The following is an 18,413-nucleotide window of genomic DNA, read 5'->3' as shown; positions in this document are numbered from 1 at the left end:
ACCGGTCAGAACCGGAGGCAACAGTGCGCAACGGGAGCCTCATTCACGCCTGAAACCGCAGAATCTAGGCCTGACCTGGGCCGTTTGATCCGGTTCAAGTCCCCCCTCGCGCACAGAGAGAAACCCCAGGGAGACCTGGGGTTTCTCGCATTTCCGGGAAATCCCTCAGAGCTCCAGGGGAGCACATCCGGTCGAGCGGAGAGACGCGAGCTCACCGGCAAGAAGTCGAGTCGAAATCTGATGGCAGTACGACAGGGTTGGTGCCAATCTCGGTGCCATGAACGTCGAGGTACGCACCATCACCGCCGATGACTGGTCTCTCCTCCGCGACGTCAGCCTGCGCGCGCTGGCCGACTCACCCGATGCCTTCAGAACGACGCTGCCCGAGGCCAAGGCGTTCACGGACGACCTCTGGCTGCAGCGGGCCGAGGGGCCATCACCGATCCGGATGGTCCTCGAGGACGGCCGAGGAGTCGCGATGGGCGGCGCCTTCACTCCCCCGGACAGCACCGTCGCCTACATCTGGGGCATGTGGACCGCACCCGAGGCACGCGGCCGTGGGTACGCCGCCGGGCTCCTCACCGATCTCGTGAACTGGTGCCACGCCCGCGATCTCGGCGTACGTCTGCACGTGACCGAGGGCAACGACGCCGCGCGTCGGCTCTATGTCGTCCACGGCTTCAAGCCCACCGGTGTGTGGGAGCCGCTTCGGGAAGGATCCACGCTGCGGGTCGAGGAGCTACAGCTCGTGAAGTGACAACGTGCTTCGACGCCACGGCCGTGGGCGAGCCGACTCTGCACATGAAGAAGACCCCGATAGCGTCTGGGGGTGGCCAGTCCTCGCCGATCCAGTGCTCGTCGCCGCGGCGGGCGTCCGCGCCGGAGCGGGACGCGACAACCGAAGCGGCCGTTGCCGGCCGTCGGTCCGGGCGAGCGGCTGTGGGTGCTCGACGTCCCTTACGGCACCCAGGTCGAGGGCGCCACGTGGCACCCGGGGGTCAAGACCCATCTGTACGTCGGGCGCGCTGTGCCGGCGCATCTCGCGCCCTACGTTCCGGGTCCATACACGCTCGGTCGGTTCATCGAGAGCACCCTCAATCCCGACATTCCGACGCAGAGCCTCTGGGCGACCGACGCGCTCGAGCCGCGGCAGATCCAGTACGAGGCTGCTGACGCTATCGCGGCGCGCGCTACCGCGGGCGGACGGCTGTTCCTGCTGGCCGATGAGCCCGGCGTGGGCAAGACGATCTCGGCGGTCCTCGGGGCGACGGCGGTCGGCGACCTCCGCGGTGCGCGACGGGTGCTGGTCGTAGCCGACCGTCCCGCCGCGATCACGATCGGCCACTGGTGCCGCACGATCACGGCGCTGGGCGACGGCGGTCTCGAATGGGTCGTGATCACCTGGGACCGCCTGGAGAAGGTCAAGGATCACGCGTGGGACGTCATCATCGCGGACGAGGCCCATGCGCTGCGACGTACGACGACGAAACGGTGGAAGCTCTGGGCGCGGATCTCGGGCCACGGGCGGCCGCACGACAAGGCACCCTTCGTCATCGCGACGACCGCGACGCCCGGACACACGCCGCTCGACCTGCCATACCTCGCCCCGGCCTATGCACAGGTCCTCGGCGAGCCGATGCAGGAATGGACCTCGGCGACCCAACCCGGCGCAACGTTCGCCACCGCGCTCGAGCGCAACGGCGTCGGGGTCGAGCGGGGACGCTACGGCGCAACGTGGACCACCGACCCGGCGCGGCGCGCCGCGGACCTCAAACTGGTACGCGGCTGGCTCGAGGACGAGCGGCCGCCCGCGATGCTGCACCGCGCGGCGCCGTGGGGGCCGGTGCCGATCTCCGGCATGCCGGTGGCACTCACGCCGTCGGAGCGGGCGGCGTACGAGGCCGAATGGGGAGAGTTCTGCCGCGAGATGGACATCGCCCGGCGTGGCCGCAATGTCACAAAGGGGCGGGCAGCGCTGCTGCGCTTCCGGCAGAAGGCCGGGCTGATACGCGTCGATTCCACGGTCGCCTGGATCGTCCAGCAGGTCGAAGCCGAGCGACAGGTGGCGTGCTCGGTCGAGTTCGTCGCGACCGCCGCCGACCCGATCGCCGACCGGCTGCGTGAGTCCGGCCTCGAGGTCGCCACGATCTACGGCCGCGACCGATTCGACGCAGAGGCCGAACGGCTCCGGTTCCAGACCGGGCAGGCGAAGGTCTGCGTCTTCACCACGGTCGCCTCGATCAGCCTGCACGCCGGCGAAACCCTCGCCGACGGTCGCCGGGCGAGCAGCGAGCCGCGGGTCGGCGTCTTCCACCAGGCTCGCTTCTCGGGTATCGCCGGACGGCAGGTGACCGGCCGCACCCACCGCGACCACCAGCTCTCGCCGTGGCACATCGCCTACGCCGAGGGCACCGTCGAGGAGCAGGTCGGCAGGGTGATGGTCGAGCGGATCGCTGCGGCCTCTGCCACCGTGGGAAGCGACACCACCGGCCTCACCGCCCTCGCCCAGCTCCTCGGCGCCGACTGGCTTCCCTCCACGACCCTGACCGAGGACGGCGCCTGACCTCAGGCACACTGCAGGAGTGTCCGACCCTCTGCGCAATCTGCTCGCCGCGCCGCCCGATCTCCCGGTCACCGCCGGCTTGGCCGCTCTCGACGAGGCGCTTCGTGCCCGCGGAGTCGCGGTGGTCCACGCACCGCCGGGCACCGGCAAGACGACCTTGGTCCCGCCGGCGGTCGCCGAGGTCGTCGCCGGACGGGTCCTCGTCACGCAGCCCAGCCGCATCGCAGCCCGTGCTGCGGCCCGTCGGCTGGCGCACCTGCTGGGCGAACCGGTTGGCGAAACGGTCGGATACTCCGTGCGCGGGGACCGACGCACCAGTCGACGTACCCGTGTCGAGATCGTCACGACCGGCGTGCTGCTCCGGCGGATACAGCACGATCCCGAGTTGGTCGGCGTCGGTGCCGTCGTGCTGGACGAAGTACACGAGCGCCACCTCGACGCCGACCTGACCCTGGCGCTGCTCATCGACGTCCGGGCCCACCTGCGTGAGGACCTGTCCCTGGTGGCGATGTCGGCCACCATCGAGGCCGAACGGACCGCCGCGCTGCTCGGTGGGGTCGACACCGCTCCGGTGATCCGCGTCCTGGGTGCTCTACACCCGGTCCGAGCGGTCTGGTGCCCGCTGCCTGCTGGGGTGCGCCGCACCGACGACCGGGGCATCACCCCGGGCTTTCACGACCATGTCGCAGCGACCGTACGTCGTGCGCTCGTCGAGCACGAGGGTGACGTCCTGGTCTTCGTGCCGGGTGTCGCGGAGGTCGAGGCGATCGTACGCCGCCTTGCCGGCGTGGAGGCGGCCGTGCACGCCCTGCACGGACGGCTGTCCGGCGCCGAGCAGGATCGTGCGCTCACCGAGGGCCCGCGCCGACGAGTGATCGTCTCGACCGCGGTCGCCGAGTCTTCGCTGACGGTGCCCGGCGTACGTGTCGTGGTGGATGCCGGATTCTCACGCGAGCCGCGCACCGATCACCGTCGCGGACTGGCTTCTCTGGTCACAGTCGCGGTGAGCCGGGCAGCGGCCGAGCAGCGGGCGGGTCGGGCCGGCCGGCTGGGGCCGGGCGCCGTGCTGCGCTGTTGGTCCGAGGCGGAGCACGCGCACCTGGCCGCGCACCCGGAGCCCGAGATCGCGACCGCCGACCTGACGGCCTTCGCCTTGGAGGTGGCGTGCTGGGGCAGTCAGGAAGTACAGGACCTGGCGCTGCTCGACCAGCCGCCGGTGCACGCGATGGCGGCGGCCAAGGACGTGCTGGTGGATCTGGGGGCGATGACCGCCGACGGGAGAGCCACCTCGCGGGGCCGGGTGATCGCTGGCGTGCCGGCCGACCCCAGGCTGGCGCGTGCCCTCATCGACGGGGCTGGTCTCGTCGGGGCCAGGCGGGCCTCAGAGGTGGTCGCGATGCTGAGCGATGACGTACGCGCTCCCGGCGGGGACCTGGTTGCTGCGCTTCGGTCGCTCCGTGGCAACCAGCGCGCGGGCTCGTGGCGCAGCCAGGCCACCCGCCTGGAGAAGATCGTCGAGAAGCAGGGCCCCACGGGCGGCCGGAGCAGCGCGTCGGACCATACCCACGCAGCCCGAGCACTCACCGATGACGTGGCGGTGGGGCTGGTGGTGGCGCTGGCGCATCCGGACCGGATTGCGCGCAAGCGTTCGAGTGCCCCGAGCTACCTGATGGCGTCTGGGACGGGCGCGGCGCTCGACCCGCGTGCCCCGGGGCCCTTGGTCGGACTGGAGTGGCTCGCGGTCGGAGACGCGGAGCGGCGGCCCAGGCAACGTGACGCCCGGATCCGAGCGGCGGCCCCGCTCACCGAGGACCTCGCGCTGGAGGCGGCCGGGTCCCTGTGGACCGAGGTGGACGAGGTCACCTGGACCGAAGGGAGGGTGCTGGCTCGCCGACGTACGCTGCTGGGCGCGATCGAGCTCCGCTCCGTACCGCTCAGCGATCCACCGGCCGACGCCGTGACCGGCGCGATCCGAGAGGCGGTGGCGAGCGAGGGAATCGCTCTCTTCGCCTGGTCGGAGGCGGCGACGGCGCTGCGCGCCCGCCTTGACTTCCTGCACCGTGCGCTCGGCGACCCGTGGCCCGATGTGAGCGACGTGGCACTGACGCAGAACCTCCAGTCGTGGCTCGGGCCCCAGCTGGCGCGGGTTCGCTCGGCCCAGGATCTTCGTCGCGTCGACGTGGCTGCCGCGCTGCGGGCGATGGTGCCGTGGCCGCAGGCAGGCAGGCTGGACGATCTGGCTCCTGAGCGGGTGCAGGTCCCCAGTGGGTCGAGAGTGCGGGTCGACTACTCCGCCGAACAACCGGTGCTCGCTGTGCGAATCCAAGAGGTCTTCGGCTGGACCGCAGCGCCGGCCCTCGCGGACGGCCAGGTCCCGCTCCTGCTGCATCTGCTCTCCCCCGCGCGACGCCCCGCAGCCGTCACGGCAGACCTGGAGTCCTTCTGGGACAACGGCTACCCCGGCGTTCGTGCTGATTTGCGCGGGCGCTACCCCAAGCACGCCTGGCCGGAGGATCCCCGCAGCGCACCAGCCACCGCGCGTACGAACAAACCCCGCCGAAGGTGAGCGGCGGGTCGAGAGCTGGTCCTGACATGCTGAGCGCATGGACAACGCCTCGCTCGCTCCCGTCGGCACCCTCTTCGGGGTTCCCGCCCGCCCGGCGGACGCAACCAGCTCGGTCGCCGTCATGGGCGTGCCCTTCGACATGGGCTACCACCCGACCCGGGTCGGCGCGCGCTCGGGCCCGGCCCACGTACGCACCCACTCCGCCCTCGTCGCCGAGCACCTGGACGGCTTCGACGTCGACCTGCTGGGCGAGCTCGGCGTCGTCGACACGGGCGATGCGAAGGTGCTGCCGGGCAACGTCGAGCAGAGCTTCGACGCGGTCGAGGCCGGAGTCGCCGCGATCCTCGCCGCCGGCGCGACCCCACTGACCTTCGGTGGCGACGGCGCCGTGACGCTGCCGCAGCTGCGCGCGCTCAAGAAGACCCTCGGGCGCGAGTTCGCGGTGCTCCACTTCGACGCCCACACCGACGCCTACGAGGGCATCTACCCCTACGAGTACAACAACGCCAACACATTCGTGCACGCGGTCCGCGAGGGACTCATCGATCCGGCCGGGTCCCTGCACGTCGGGATGCGCGACACCGCCTACGACGGGCGCCCCGGCATCGTCGGCGTGGCGACCGATCTCGGCTACGAGGTGATCACGATGGACCGGATCGTCGCGATGGGGATCCCCGCGCTCGTCGCCCGCCTCCGGGAGCGGCTCGCCGGTGTGCCGATCTACCTCTGCTGGGACATGGACGTCTTCGACCCCTCGGTCTCGCCCGGCGTCGTCACCCCGTCCTGGGGCGGCATCACCGTACGCGAGGGGCTGACGATCCTGCGCGGACTGCGCGGGCTCGAGTTCGCGGCCTTCGACATCAACACCGTCAGCCCGCCGCACGACCACCTGGGCATCACCGCGAGCCTCGCCGCGCAGGTGGCGATGGAGTGCCTCTTCCTCCGCCACGCCGAGCTCGTCTAATGGCGGTCGACGTAGATGACTTCGATCGCGTTGTTCCCGTAGCCCAGGCGGTTCCACGGCGGTACGTCGGGCTGTACGTTCCCGGCGGCGTCGGTCGCTCTGGCCCGAAGGGTGTGCCGGCCGACGCCGATCCCGTCCCAGGTGAACCTCCAGTCCTGCCACCCGAAGTCGCCCGGGGCGGCCGGCTCGAGCTGAGCCGGCTGCCAGTCGCCCTCTCCCGTGAGGCTGACCTCGACCTTCGTGACCGGACCGGTTCCTGACCACGCCTTCCCACGGACGGTGCAGACGTCACGGGTGAGGACCGAGCCAGGCCTGGGGTCGGTGATGCGCGCGCGGACCCGCATGAGAGTCACCGGCTCATGGGGCCGGTCGGGCCATTCGTAGATGTAGTGACCGGTCTGGAACTCTCCGGTGTACGGCTCGGTGAGGACGTCGAGGCGTCGGAGCCACTTCACCGACGCGACGGCGTACCAGTGCGGGACGATCAGCCGGAACGGGGCGCCGTGGTCACCTCCGAGGGGCCGGCCGTTCATCTCGTAGGCGATGAGGATCCCGGAGTCGGGGTCGGTGGCCTGCGCCAGAGGCAGCGCGCGGGTGAAGGTGAGGTCGTCCTGGTCGGTCTCCGGAAGGACCGCCTGCAGGTGGTAGGGCCCGTGGTCGGCGCCGGTGGCGAGGAGCTCGACCCCGTCGACCGCCGGCTGGACCTTCGCGAGGACGTCGTGGAGCAGGGCTCCGGTCCACCGCGCCGTGGAGACGGCGAAGTCGCCCCACGGCTCCCCGGTCGGCAGCGGCCTCATCTCCAGACGGCCGTTGCCGGCGCACTCGAGGGTGACCGTGCGGTCGTAGGCGGGCATCGCACGAAGGTCCTCGAGCGTCAGAGTCGTGGGCTTGCCGACCGCGCCGCCGATCTCGAGGGTGCCGTCGTGGTCGGGCACCGCGAAGTTGCTGCGCACGTAGTGGAGCTCGGTCGGAGTGACGTCCGTGGTCAGGCCGGCCGGCGGCGCCTCGGCGTTGTACGGCGCGGGGTTGATCATCACCAGCGCGGCGCGGGCCGCCTCGAGCTCATCGGCAACGGTCATGGTGGTTCATCCTCCTTGGGGCGGATCGCGTATCGGGTCAGAAGTCGGAGTCGGCGAAGGTGGGTTCGCGGCCGTCGTTGAAGGCGCCGATGCCCTCGACCCGGTCGGGGTGGACCGCGGAGCGCCAGTGGGCATCCATCATGATCGCGACGGCCTCCTCGATCGGCTGCCCCTCACCCAGGTGCACCGCCCGCTTCACCGCCTGGACCGCGGTCGGCGAGTTCCCGGCGATCTTCTCCGCGATGCCCAGCGCCGCTGAGGCGAGGTCGCCGGGTTCGTGCAGCTCGTTGACCATGCCCAGCCGGTACGCCTCCGCCGAGGAGACCGGATCGCCGGTCATCAGCATCTGCAACGCCTTGCCGCGCGGCAGCAGGCGAGGCAGCAGCGCCGGCGAGCCGCCCCCGGCCGCCAGGCCGAGCATCGCCTCGGGCTGGCCGAACCTCGCGGTGGTCGAGGCGATGATGAAGTCGGTGCTCTGCGCCAGCTCGCAACCTCCGCCGTACGCGATGCCGTTGACCGCGGCGAAGATCGGCTTGCGCAGCTGACGCACGGTGTACAGGGTGCGGTCGAAGGCCTGGCGCTGACGCAGCCAGTCCTCCTTGGTCATCGCCTTGCGCTGTCGCAGGTCGCTACCGACCGAGAACGCGCGGTCCCCGGCACCCGTCAGGATGACGACACGTACGCCGGTTCGCACCGCGATCTCCTCGACGGCCTCGGTCAGCCGGGCGCCCATCTCGGTCGAGATCGCATTGTCGGCGTGAGGACGGTTGAGAGTGATCCGGGCGACGCTTCCGTCGGAGAGATAGTCGAGGAGGACCGGCGGTTCGGTCTCCTCGATGTCGGGGGCCGGTGGGGCGAAGTCGAGTGCGGCCCAGCGGTCGGTGCTCGAGGTGCTCATCTGCTTCCTCTCTGGGTTGCCGGGTCGTCAGGTTGCAGGTCCGCGAGCCAGCGCAGCGCGCTCAGGCTCGGGGCGAAGCAGTACTCGCCGCCGCGGGTGACCACGAACGGCGGCAGGTCCTGGAGCCGGCGCCGGATCGGTCGCTGCGGGATCGTGAACGTCCCGGCCTCGCCGTGAGGGCCGACGAGCGGGTCCGCCTCGAGCGGGGCGCCGATGAAGATCCCGTCGTTGAGCCATTGGGTCTTCACGAACTCGAACTGCCGTTTCAGGTGCGCACCGGCGAACACGAACATGATGCCGCGCTCGGCCCCGTCGTCCTCGAGCACGCCATCGGGCAGTGCCGGGCCATAGCTGGTGCCGCGGCGGATCATCCGGTGCAGCCGCACGTCGACGCTGCCCTCCTGGTCCAAGGCGTCGCGAGGGTTGGCGCGGCGCGCATGCGCACCGACCGGGCACTTGAAGCCGCGCGGGTCGTCGCCGTAGGCGAAGTCGTTGTTGCGGAGCGGGTCGCTCCCGAGCTCCGGGTCGTCGCGTTCCGGGGCGAGCGCGAGCGGGGCGCCGCTCTGCCAGCGACCGACCATCTTCGCCCCGAGCAGATTCTCCTCGGCGCGCGAGTGCGCCCGGCTTCGCAGATAAGACCGGTACGCCGCCACCTTGGTGTGCAGCTTGCGGAACACGACGTACGTCCCGTTTCGCCCCAGCACCTCAGGGAACGGCATCGGAGCGAGCTCGCCCGTCTCGTCGGGGTAGCCGAGGAGGATCTCTCCGGCTTTGAGCGGGGGCTCGCGCGAGTCGGTGGCAGGGCGGCCGCTGCCTTCGACCGCCGGTTGGCCGATGCCGTCCTTGAAGCCGAACGACGTACGTCCCGTCGCGAGCTGGTAGCAGTCCTGGCGCCAGATGAGCTCGATCCCGGGCAGCTCGGCATGGGCTCGGCGGGCCCGGTCGGCGACAGCCCGGAGCCGGTCCTCGTCCGGGGCGAGGACGGAGATGGCGACGTGCACGTCGGCGCTGCCCAGGGGTTTCTCCCAGTGGTCGGGACCACTCTCACCGACGTCGCCCAGGATCTCGGCCCGAGCCGCCATGCCCTGCCGGAACTCGGGGGCGAAGCTGTCGAGGGACTCCTCCGGCACGCCGAGCGCCTTCAGTCCGTGGTAGGTGAACGCGACGGTCAGCGAGGTCTCCCCCGCCTCGCTGGCCTCGCCGGCGGAGGCGAGGAGCCGGTGCAGCCGCCGGACCAGCTCGCGGCCGTCGCGGCCGTCGCGGATGCTGAGCAGCAGGTAGACACCGACGTACGGCGAGGGGCGCTCGAACAGCGCACCGGACTGGATGTCGTCCAGCTCGAGGGAGATCTCGTCCATGTCAGTGGTGCTCCGGAGGTTCAGGCGGGTCCGGGTTCGCCGCGACCAGATATGGGAACGCGACGGTGGCCGGGCGGCTTGCGGAGTCGACGCCGTCGCTGATCGTGGGGCCGAGGCCCGCGTTGACGAGCTGGGTGAAGAGCGCGTCCATCACGTCGTCGTTCAAGGCCCGTCCCCCGCACGTCCGGTGCGGCTCGCCACGTCGGGCGGCCAGCTCGATCTCGAGGAAGGACCCCTGCTCGGCGTACGGGAAGCTGGCGTCGACGACCAGGTAGTCGGCGAGGACGAGGTCGGTGAGCGGGTGGCTCCCGTCTTCTCCGAGAGGCCAGTCCCGCTTGCCGTCGAGGCAGTCCCAGAACGCGAGGTTGGCATCCAGGCGTGCCCGGAATGCCCCGTAGTACGACTCCCCGAGGTGGAAGGCGTCCTCCATGTTGTAGAGATCGCGGATCTCCAGATCCCGATTGACCTGGTCGAAGTCCTTCGGAGCCAGCATCATGTTCTTCACCTCGGGCCGGCCGACCCGCTCGATGCGGACGTTGAACTCGCCGCGGGTCAAGGTCTCGGCGACAACGCCCACGAGCATCCCACCGGGCAGCAGACCGGAGTCGATCTCGACCACGATGCTCAGCACGTTCTTGCCGTCCAGGAAGATCGAACCCTCCTCGGTGAAGGCGAGCTTCCGTGTCGCGATCGTGGCCAGCGCTGCGCGGGCGTCCATGATGAACGGATCCCAGCGCACCCCGGCGAAGACTCGTAGGCCGCCGCCGGTACCTCCGATCTCGTCGTTGACACCGAAGGTGACCGTCTCCCCGGTCGGAGTCACGCAGCTGCCCCGCTGCTCGTGGTCCGGTCGACCGGTATCCGGGTCCGTCACATGTTCCGGCGGGTCGAAGACGCAGTCGAGAACCACTTCGTCGTCGCCCGGGACGAACATCCAGCCGGCGGCAGGTGCGCTCAGCGGCCGCAGTCGGAAGCGGTAGAGCAACCCCGCTGAGAACAGGTCACCGGGCTTCGCCATCGGCAGCGTGTTCATCACGAGTACGAGGCGACCTGGAGAGTCAGGGCTCGGGAAGGCGTAGAAGTCGGTGATGTCCGCGATCGGATCGGCGAGGGCGCGCGGCCCTGAGATGTGGTCAGACACTGCTGCTCCTCGACCGGCCCGCGCGGCTAGTCGGCGGCCTCGTCGAGCAACGGCTGCATCGCGGGGTGCTCGAGGATCTCGGCAGCCTGCGGGTGGTCGAGGACCTCCTGGAAGGCGCTGTTCACGCGTTGCGCCTTGCGGATCTCCTTGACCGTGCCGCCGTAGTTTCGGGCGTACGCCGCGGCGCTCTGCTCGGCTCCCAGGACGAACGAGCGCACGGCCGCCAGGTCTGGCAGTCCGTCATACCCCTCGACGTGGCTGAAGATCACGTCGAAGAGGGCCAACGTCGGACCCGAGGTGAAGAAGTCCTCCATGTAGGCGTCCCACGGCCCGTCGAAGCTGGTGATGAACGCCAGCCGGGTGTCGTCGTCGAACAGGACGAATCGCGCCTCGTGGATCGTCTGGATCGCCATCCCGTAGTCGCCCGGCCGGTAGCCCGGCGTCTCCTGGAGGGCGTGCAACGCCTGGCGCAGGGAGGCCGCCTCACCGGGCTTGACCCGGAAGAACAAGCTGAACTCGCTCGTCGGCCCGACGCTCAGCCCAGGCTTGGGGGCGCTCACGTCTGATGTGGTCACGGTCTCCTCCAGGTCTCCGGCAGGTCGAACTCCAGCCGTCTGACCGTAGGAGCATGACCGCGCCGGTGACGTCACCCTCTGCGGATGAACCGACCCGGGCCCGGGCCACGGCGACGACTCACTGCGGCAGGAGGCCGAGCTCGCGTGCACGCCTGACGGCGGCGTTCCGGCGGCTGACACCCAGCTTGCGAAGGATGTTGCGTACGTGGGTGCGAATCGTGTTGACGGAGATGTACATGACGCCCGCGATCTCCTCGGTGGTGAGGAGGTTCGCCAGGTGACCCAGGACCTCCATCTCCTTCTCCGTGAGCTCTTCGAAGACGGGGGCGGGAGGACGCGCCGGGGTGGAGGCCGCGGCACCCTTCTGGACGGACGGCCTACGCGAGGGCGCCCCCGAGATCTCGAAGAGCCATTCGTGCTCGGCGCTCAGCTGCTTGTCCCGCACGAGCAGCTGTCGCACCACGGATGGCGCCTCGTGGAAAGGTCGTCGCACTCGTTCCGGCGAGGCCAGCGTGAGGGCCCGGTCGAGCGCCGCGTGTGCCCGCGCTGATGGTCCGTCGTGGAGCCGGCGCGCGCACTCCACCAGCCAGCCGGAGACCTGGACCGGCACAGCCGCCCGCTTGGACAGGACCGTGGACATCGCGGCGTCGGCGGCCTTCGCATCACCCAGGTGCAGCTGCATGAGCCCGACGACGAGGGCCGCCTCGGGCTGGTCGCCCAGGCCGTCGACCTCAACCGCCGCCGGCTCACCAGCGGCGACTCGAACGTGGGCGAGCTCGATGCGTAGCTGCTGACCGAGCCAACCACGCTCGTCCTTGGCTCCCGCGACCGCGTCCTCGAGTTTGCCGACCGCGCCGAGCCGGTCACCGTGCGCCACCTGCAGGCGCGCCCTGATCAAGGCCAGGAAGGCATGCGGAATCGGATCGCGCAGCGCCAGGTCCTGTCGCTCGACCGCCTGGACGTGATCGGCTGCGGCGCGCAGGTCGTACCGCTCCATCTCCACCCAGCCGAGCGCTATCCGGGCGGCGGCCGTCCGGTCTGCTGCGTTGACACCGATGCACTCGGCCGCGCCGATCGCTCGATCCCCGAGCCTCGCGGCCCTGGAGAGCTTGCCCCGGCAGCAGGCGATGACGGCCTGGTAGCCCAGACACTCCGCCACCACGGCCTCGGATCCGGCTCCCATGGCAGCTGCGACGCCGGACTTGAACATCGCATCAGCCGCCGCCAGCCTTCCCTGGCGCAGGGCCGCGATGCCCTTGCTGAGAAGGACGAGCGCAATCAGCTCGGGACGGGACGTCCCCTTCGGCCCGCGGTCCGGCGCTTCCAAAGCCTGTTCGGCCGCGGTGGCGAGGGACATCGCTTCGCTCGGGTCCGCCGACGCCCGCGCGCCCACGGCTTCCAGCACCCGGACAGCTACGTTCGTGGCCCATGGACGAGACCCTGAGGACGCACCCGGCTCGGTCCGCACCTGAGCCAGCTCGTTCGTGAAACCGGTGGTGTCGCCGGCGCCCAACGCGAGGGTCGCTCTCACGACGGTGGATGCGGGGTCCTCCAGCTCCGACGGGATCGACCGCAACGACTGGGTCAAGGCGCTCGTGCTGTCGTCGAGCAGCAGCTGGCCGACCGCCAGGTCGTCGACCACCTCTGCGGCCGCCTCTTCCCAGGCCTCGATCGCGACGAAGTGCCCGACGGACGCAGCGACCTGGCCGTCTCGGGCGTACCACTCGGCCGCCGCTCGCTGCAGCCGTCTCATCTCGTCAGGCGACTCATAGGCGAGCACGGCGCGTAGAAGGTCCCGGAAGAGCGGGTTGTAGCGGTAGCACCCAGGACGCTCCGACACCGGCTCGATGAGCACGTTGTCCCGGGTCAGAAGGTTCAGCGTACGTTCGGCCGTGGGACCGGCGAGCGCCTCGGCCAGTCCCGGTTGGATCGTGTCGGGAACGCTCGTCGCCAGCAGCAGGGCACGTACGTCTGGGCTCTGGGCGGCCAGCATCTCGCCCACGAGGTACTCAGCGATGTTTCCGGTGTCGCCGACGATCTCCGAGACGGTGTCATCCGGGTCCTGCCGCATCCGCAGCAGCTGTGCGCCGAAGCGCAACCCGGCTGCCCATCCCTTCGTCCGGAGGTTGAGCGCGTGCACGGACTCCGGTGTCAGAGTCAGTCCCACCCGCTGGGTCAGCTCACCGGCTTCCTCATCGGTGAAGGCCAGGTCCGACATCCGCACCTCGACGACCGTGTCGTCGAGCCGGTACCGGTACATCGGAAGCACCGGATCGGCCCGCGTCGCCAGCACCAGCCGGAGACGGTCGCCGGTATGTCGCAGCAGGAAGTCCAGATCTTCCGCCACCTCAGCAGAGAGCAGGTCGTGTCCGTCCACCACGACCGTCATCCGTGACGGGTGGTCACAGACCGCCTCCGCAACCGCCCGGCGAACCTGGCGGTCGAGCGAGCCCTCGTCCCTGCGGACCGTATCGGGTGACACCGCTACGCCCAGGCTTTCGAGGCACCCGAGGAGACCGGGCCAGAACGCAACATCCGTCTCCTCGAAGGTGATCCACGCTGTGCGATCCTGCTCCCCGCCTGCCGCGACCCAGTCCACCAGCAGGGCCGTCTTCCCGGTCCCAGCAGGGGCACTGACCAGCACGAACGGACAGTCGTCACTGCGATCGAGCATCTCCAGGAGACGGGGCCGCGGCACATATCCCGAGGGAACCGTCGGGACGCCGAACCAGCCATCGCCGGGGTGAGGTCCCATCGCGTCGACGCGCCTCCTAGATCGAACCAGTGCGCAAGAGCGCCCAACGGATTGAACAAGGGGGAACAGCGGACCCGAGGAACTCACCACGCTAGTACGGCATCCTGATGCCGTACATAGCCCGTATGCGTCAGCACGCCTGGGTCAGTGGAGAAGGACCTTCATCCAGGTCAGGCCCAGGCCGAGCAGCCCACAAGCCCCGGACGCGACCAAGGACCCAAACCACGAGCGGCCCGTCCGACGAAGCCAGAAGAGCGGGACCAGAACGAGGAGCACGACGCCGGACCACATGGACCAGGCGATGGCCCGTCCGTCCTCGATCCACCCGATCGCGCCGAGGAGCAGGATGAGCAGCGGAACGAAGACGCCCTCCACGATTCCGATCTCGTGACGCACGCCCGCGATGAGAACGCTGCGCCACGGTGCGAGCTCCGACCCCGATTCGGCCAGTATCGACGCGTAGACGTGCACGGACCAGATCACCACGCTGGAGACCACGGCGAAGGCGAAGACTCGGCCGGCAGAGTCGTCGAAGTGGGACGCTCCGACGATGACGGCGATCACCGAGACGAGACCGTAGACGGCACCGGCGACCGCCCGCGGCCCGCGTCCGAACCGCTGATCCTCGCTCGGGTGCGGCTCGCGGACCTCGCGACCCACATCCTCGCTGTTCATCGGAGCCCGGCCACACGGATGCTCTCCACCGTCAGCCCCTCCGCATCCAGCATGCCCACGAGGTCAGCCACGCCGAGACCCGCGCCGGCTGTGGCTCGAAAGGTGGTTGATGGCTGCCGCTCAACGGCATCCGGTTGCAACGCACAACGGAGCACCGGACCCAGCTCGCCCTCAACGGTCAGCTCGAACACCACCTCTGCGTCGGGCCCAGCCTCACTCATGCGTCACCTCCGGTCGGCTCCTCGTCCGCAGTCCCGGTGATGAGCCGCCGGACCTCCACGACATCGAGACCGAAGGTCCGAAGTCTCGCGAGCAACCCGTGGAGCTCGGCCTGGTCTCGACACCGGCAGATCAACACGGTCCTCATCTCGCGCGAGGAGGTTTCGACGTCGGCGAGCTGCAGCAGGACCCGCTGCGGGACCAGTCCGGCGACCCGTATCTCGAAGGCCTGGGCATCGGCGGCACCGGCGGCTCCCTGCTCCCGCGGGTTCTGATCCATGATCTCAACTCGACTTCCCGCGCTCGGTGCGTCCTCGTCAGCCATAGCTGAACCAAGCCTGGTATGGAAGCACCGATCGGACGTCGTCCGTGGTGGATGAGGACCACGGCACCACCGGTGCGGCTATGCGGTCAGTTCGCTCGCGAAGTACGCGAGCGCTGTCGCGGTCTTGGTCTGCTGGTCGCCCGAGATCTCCAGTCCGCGCCCGGCCAGGAACGCCTTCAGCTCCGCGGCGACCTGGAAGGCGTTCACGGGTGCGCATCTGGAGGAGAGCTCGAGGACTCGCGCGCCATCCGGGTAGAACCACAGCTCGGCGACCAGGCGGCCGGCGTACTCCTGTGGTCTCAGCTTCTGCTTCAGGACAGTGATCGGACCCAGCCGCACCAGATCATCGAGCTCGATGTCCGAGGCGGCGTTTGCCCGGAAGAAGCTCTGCTGTTCCTTCGTGTACAGCTTGTGGATCGGGCGCGTGCCCGCGGCGACCTCCTTGACGTCGGTCCGGCCACGGGTCGCCTTCATCGAGGCCGAACAGACGAAGCCTCCTGGCATCGCATCGACCTCGACGGTCAGGTTCTTGGACTTGCGCGCCGCCGAGAGCTCGGTCGGGTTGACCGGCCGCACCTTCACGACGGAGTCGTCGTTCCGTCCCTGGATCCGACGCGCGCGGACGACGAGCCCACGTTGGTTGAGCGCCAGGTCGGCGGTGTCGAAGAAGTACACCTGCCGGATCTGGGCGTCCAGGGGGTCGAGCCCCAGGGCGGCCACGGCCAGAGGCCGTTCGGCCTTCGGCACGGTCATCTTGAGCTCGACGCTGTCGGCCTGCTTGGTCAGCTCGAGCAGCTCACCGAGCTGTTCGGCGGAGAGCAGTCCCGGTGGCTGGGTACTTGTGGACATGGAATGTCACGTTTCCACGCCGACACGGCCGGGGCATCACCCCGGCCGGACGACTGCGCAGCAGATGTCGGTCAGGTGGCCATGGCCTTCGCCTTGAGGGCGGCGAACTCCTCCGGTGTGATCGTCCCGGCATCGAGCAGCTGCTGGGCCTTGGCGATCTCCTCCGCGGGAGATGAGCCGGCGACCGAGCGGATGTAGTCGTCCTGTGCCGCCCGGACGTCTTGGTACGCCTGGCCCTGACGCTCCGCCATCCCCTTACCCCGGACGATCAGGTAGATCACGGCGATGAGGAACGGCAGGAAGACCAGACCGATCATCCAGACGGCCTTGATCCACCCGGAGACCGACTTGTCCCGGAAGAGGTCGGTGACGATGTTGAACAGGATCATCAGGTAAGCCACGAAGGCGAAGGACACGATGATGAACCAGATGATGTCCCAGAAGCTCATGTGAGTAGTTCTCCTTCATTCGGGATGAGGCAGAGAATGCTGGCCAGCACCCGAGGTCGGCTCAGCAGCATGGACCCATGGTTGGGGTTCGGGCAGGAGTTCCCTTCACCCGCAACGGGTGATAGCCGACTCCGCTCAGTGGCGGGAACGACACGGGTGCCTCACCCGAGTCAGGTGAGGCGGCCCCGCGGCGGCAGCGATGCGATGGTGCGGTGCTGACCTGGCTGCGCGAGCGGGTGACTCTGCCTCGCCATCTCTTCGATCGGCGTACGGCACGACGCGATGCCGCTGCCGGAGCTGTGCTCGGCATCGAGTCGGTCCCGGACGGGCTCGCCAGCGGACTGCTCGCCGGGGTGAACCCGGTCGCGGGGCTCTACGGCTACCTGTTCGGGCTCGCCGGCGGGGCGCTGTTCACCGGGACCGCCGCGATGGCGATCCAGGGCACGGGGGCGATGGCGATCATCGTCGCCGACGTGGACCTCGACGCGTACGACGACCCGGTGCGGGCACTCGCCACCCTCTCGATCCTCACCGGCGTCGTCATGATCGTCGCCGGTGCCCTCCGCCTGGGCCGGCTGCTGCGGTTCGTGTCCAAGTCGGTGATGACGGGGTTCATCTCCGCGGTCGGGATCAGCATCGTGCTCGGACAGCTCGACAACCTCACCGGCTACGACTCCCAGGGAAGCAACCGCGTCACCGCGGCGCTGGACCTGCTCCTGCACCTTCGCGGGGTCGACCTCGCATCCCTGGTCGTCGGCCTGACCACTATCGCGGGCATCCTCGTCCTGCAGCGAACCCGCCTGGGCGCCACCGGGCTGGTGGTGGCCGTCGCCGTGGGCTCCGCGCTGGCCGCCGTGCTCAACGCGCTGGGAAGCGACACCGTGGCGCTGGTCGCCGACGTCGCCGAGGTCCCCGGCTCGCTGCCTCTTCCGGTGTTCCCCGACCTGTCGGCCACGCTCGACCTCCTCCTCCCTGCCGCAGCGCTCGCGTTCGTCGGGATGGTCCAGGGCGCCGGGGTCTCGGCGGGCTTCCCGAACCCGGACGGCACCACCAGCCCCTCGCGCGACTTCATCGGGCAGGGAGCGGGCAACATCGCCTCCGGCCTCTTCCGCGGCGTACCGGTGGGCGGGTCGATGTCGGCCACCTCGCTGGTCGTCGGCGCCGGCGCCCGGAACCGGTTCGCGCTCCTCGTCGCGGCAGCCGTCATGGCCGCCGTCATCGTTCTCTTCGCCGGCGTCGTCGAGCTCGTCGCCATGCCGGCGCTCGCCGGACTGCTGATCGTGGTCGGCGTCAGCACCGTCAAGCCGGCCAAGCTGATCGCGGTCGGCAAGACCGGGCCGGTGCCGCTGACGGTGATGCTGACGACGCTGGTGCTCACCTTGCTGATGCCGTTGCAGTACGCCGTGCTGGTCGGTGTCGGGCTCTCGGTGCTCCTCTTCGTGATCGGCCAGTCCTCACGGCTGGTGACGCGCCGGCTGGTGATGGGCGCGGACAACCGGGTCATCGAGACCAACCCGCCGGGGAGCCTCGGCGAGCGCGAGGTCGTGGTGCTCCAGCCGTACGGGCCGATCTTCTTCGCCACCGCCAGCTCGCTGCGTTCGCAGATGCCGGACCTGACACCGGCCTCGCGCAGGTCCGTGGTGATCCTGCGGCTGCGTGGCGCCGACGATGCCGGTGCCACCCTGCTCGAGGTGCTCGGGACGTACGCCGCCGGGCTCGCCGACCTCGGCAGCAGGCTGGTGATCGTCACCGACAACGAGCGGCTGGTGCGCCAGCTGCAGATCGACGACACGCTCGGCTCGGCAGGTTCCGTCTACCAGGGCACCGCGGTGATCTGGGAGGCGACCCGCGAAGCCTACGACGATGCCGTCGCCTGGGTGGCGCAGGACACCGAGGAGGCCGGCGACCGAGGGTGGCCGTCGACCGGGCGCACCTACCGCGACGCGCACGAGGGCGACTGGCCGCCGGACCAGATGGCCCTCTAGACCGAGCTGTTC

16 protein-coding genes are annotated in these 18,413 nt (G+C 69.8%); 5 read left to right on the top strand and 11 right to left on the bottom strand.

Going from position 1 to position 18,413, the window contains the following annotated elements; genetic code table 11:
* Window positions 1-277: 277 nt before the first annotated feature.
* From BLT25_RS15265 to BLT25_RS15250, 4 genes are all read left to right on the top strand, one after another.
* Window positions 278-757 carry a GNAT family N-acetyltransferase gene (locus BLT25_RS15265; RefSeq protein ID WP_091047410.1) on the top strand — a complete coding sequence of 160 codons (480 nt, stop codon included), beginning with the start codon at window positions 278-280 and terminating at the stop codon, window positions 755-757.
* 153 nt (window positions 758-910) lie between these two features.
* Window positions 911-2,563: a DEAD/DEAH box helicase gene (locus BLT25_RS15260; protein WP_256328614.1), complete on the top strand. Its 1,653-nt coding sequence runs from the start codon at window positions 911-913 to the stop codon at window positions 2,561-2,563.
* Between the two features lie 19 nt (window positions 2,564-2,582).
* On the top strand, window positions 2,583-5,129 hold the full coding sequence (hrpB, locus tag BLT25_RS15255; RefSeq protein WP_256328613.1) for an ATP-dependent helicase HrpB: 2,547 nt from the start codon (window positions 2,583-2,585) through the stop codon (window positions 5,127-5,129).
* Between the two features lie 37 nt (window positions 5,130-5,166).
* Window positions 5,167-6,093, top strand: a complete 927-nt coding sequence (locus BLT25_RS15250) for an arginase family protein (RefSeq protein WP_091047405.1) — start codon at window positions 5,167-5,169, stop codon at window positions 6,091-6,093.
* Here BLT25_RS15250 and BLT25_RS15245 read toward each other — a convergent pair.
* The 11 genes from BLT25_RS15245 to BLT25_RS15195 form a co-directional block, all read right to left on the bottom strand.
* Window positions 6,090-7,172, bottom strand: a complete 1,083-nt coding sequence (locus BLT25_RS15245) for a sulfite oxidase (protein ID WP_091047404.1) — start codon at window positions 7,170-7,172, stop codon at window positions 6,090-6,092. The genes BLT25_RS15250 and BLT25_RS15245 overlap by 4 nt on opposite strands.
* A gap of 37 nt (window positions 7,173-7,209) precedes the next feature.
* A complete protein-coding gene (locus BLT25_RS15240) occupies window positions 7,210-8,070 on the bottom strand; it encodes an enoyl-CoA hydratase/isomerase family protein (protein WP_091047401.1) in 861 nt (286 codons plus the stop codon).
* Window positions 8,067-9,428 (bottom strand): Dyp-type peroxidase, encoded by a 1,362-nt coding sequence (locus tag BLT25_RS15235; RefSeq protein WP_091047400.1) that lies wholly within the window; start codon window positions 9,426-9,428, stop codon window positions 8,067-8,069. Before BLT25_RS15235 ends, BLT25_RS15240 begins: the two co-directional genes overlap by 4 nt.
* A 1-nt stretch (window position 9,429) precedes the next feature.
* Window positions 9,430-10,569 (bottom strand): DUF4331 family protein, encoded by a 1,140-nt coding sequence (locus BLT25_RS15230; protein ID WP_091047397.1) that lies wholly within the window; start codon window positions 10,567-10,569, stop codon window positions 9,430-9,432.
* A 26-nt stretch (window positions 10,570-10,595) separates the two neighbouring features.
* The gene (locus BLT25_RS15225; RefSeq protein WP_143033765.1) at window positions 10,596-11,144 is read right to left on the bottom strand and encodes a hypothetical protein; all 549 of its coding nucleotides are present in this window, start codon (window positions 11,142-11,144) and stop codon (window positions 10,596-10,598) included.
* A 118-nt stretch (window positions 11,145-11,262) separates the two neighbouring features.
* Window positions 11,263-13,818 (bottom strand): winged helix-turn-helix domain-containing protein, encoded by a 2,556-nt coding sequence (locus BLT25_RS15220; protein ID WP_143033764.1) that lies wholly within the window; start codon window positions 13,816-13,818, stop codon window positions 11,263-11,265.
* 225 nt (window positions 13,819-14,043) lie between these two features.
* Window positions 14,044-14,574, bottom strand: a complete 531-nt coding sequence (locus BLT25_RS15215; protein ID WP_091047390.1) for a hypothetical protein — start codon at window positions 14,572-14,574, stop codon at window positions 14,044-14,046.
* Window positions 14,571-14,795 carry a hypothetical protein gene (locus BLT25_RS15210; RefSeq protein ID WP_091047387.1) on the bottom strand — a complete coding sequence of 75 codons (225 nt, stop codon included), beginning with the start codon at window positions 14,793-14,795 and terminating at the stop codon, window positions 14,571-14,573. Before BLT25_RS15210 ends, BLT25_RS15215 begins: the two co-directional genes overlap by 4 nt.
* On the bottom strand, window positions 14,792-15,073 hold the full coding sequence (locus tag BLT25_RS15205; RefSeq protein WP_091047386.1) for a hypothetical protein: 282 nt from the start codon (window positions 15,071-15,073) through the stop codon (window positions 14,792-14,794). Before BLT25_RS15205 ends, BLT25_RS15210 begins: the two co-directional genes overlap by 4 nt.
* 123 nt (window positions 15,074-15,196) lie before the next feature.
* On the bottom strand, window positions 15,197-15,967 hold the full coding sequence (locus BLT25_RS15200; protein ID WP_091047383.1) for a CYTH domain-containing protein: 771 nt from the start codon (window positions 15,965-15,967) through the stop codon (window positions 15,197-15,199).
* A 71-nt stretch (window positions 15,968-16,038) separates the two neighbouring features.
* Window positions 16,039-16,416: an SHOCT domain-containing protein gene (locus tag BLT25_RS15195; protein WP_091047382.1), complete on the bottom strand. Its 378-nt coding sequence runs from the start codon at window positions 16,414-16,416 to the stop codon at window positions 16,039-16,041.
* A 212-nt stretch (window positions 16,417-16,628) separates the two neighbouring features.
* Between BLT25_RS15195 and BLT25_RS15190 the strand changes: the two genes are divergently transcribed.
* A complete protein-coding gene (locus BLT25_RS15190; protein ID WP_218131350.1) occupies window positions 16,629-18,401 on the top strand; it encodes a SulP family inorganic anion transporter in 1,773 nt (590 codons plus the stop codon).
* The last annotated feature ends 12 nt before the right edge of the window (window positions 18,402-18,413 follow it).

Source organism: Nocardioides sp. YR527, from assembly GCF_900101045.1.
Lineage (GTDB): Bacteria > Actinomycetota > Actinomycetes > Propionibacteriales > Nocardioidaceae > Nocardioides.
The sequence above is the reverse complement of the archived record's forward strand: the minus strand, read 5'-3'. Positions and strand labels throughout refer to the sequence as shown.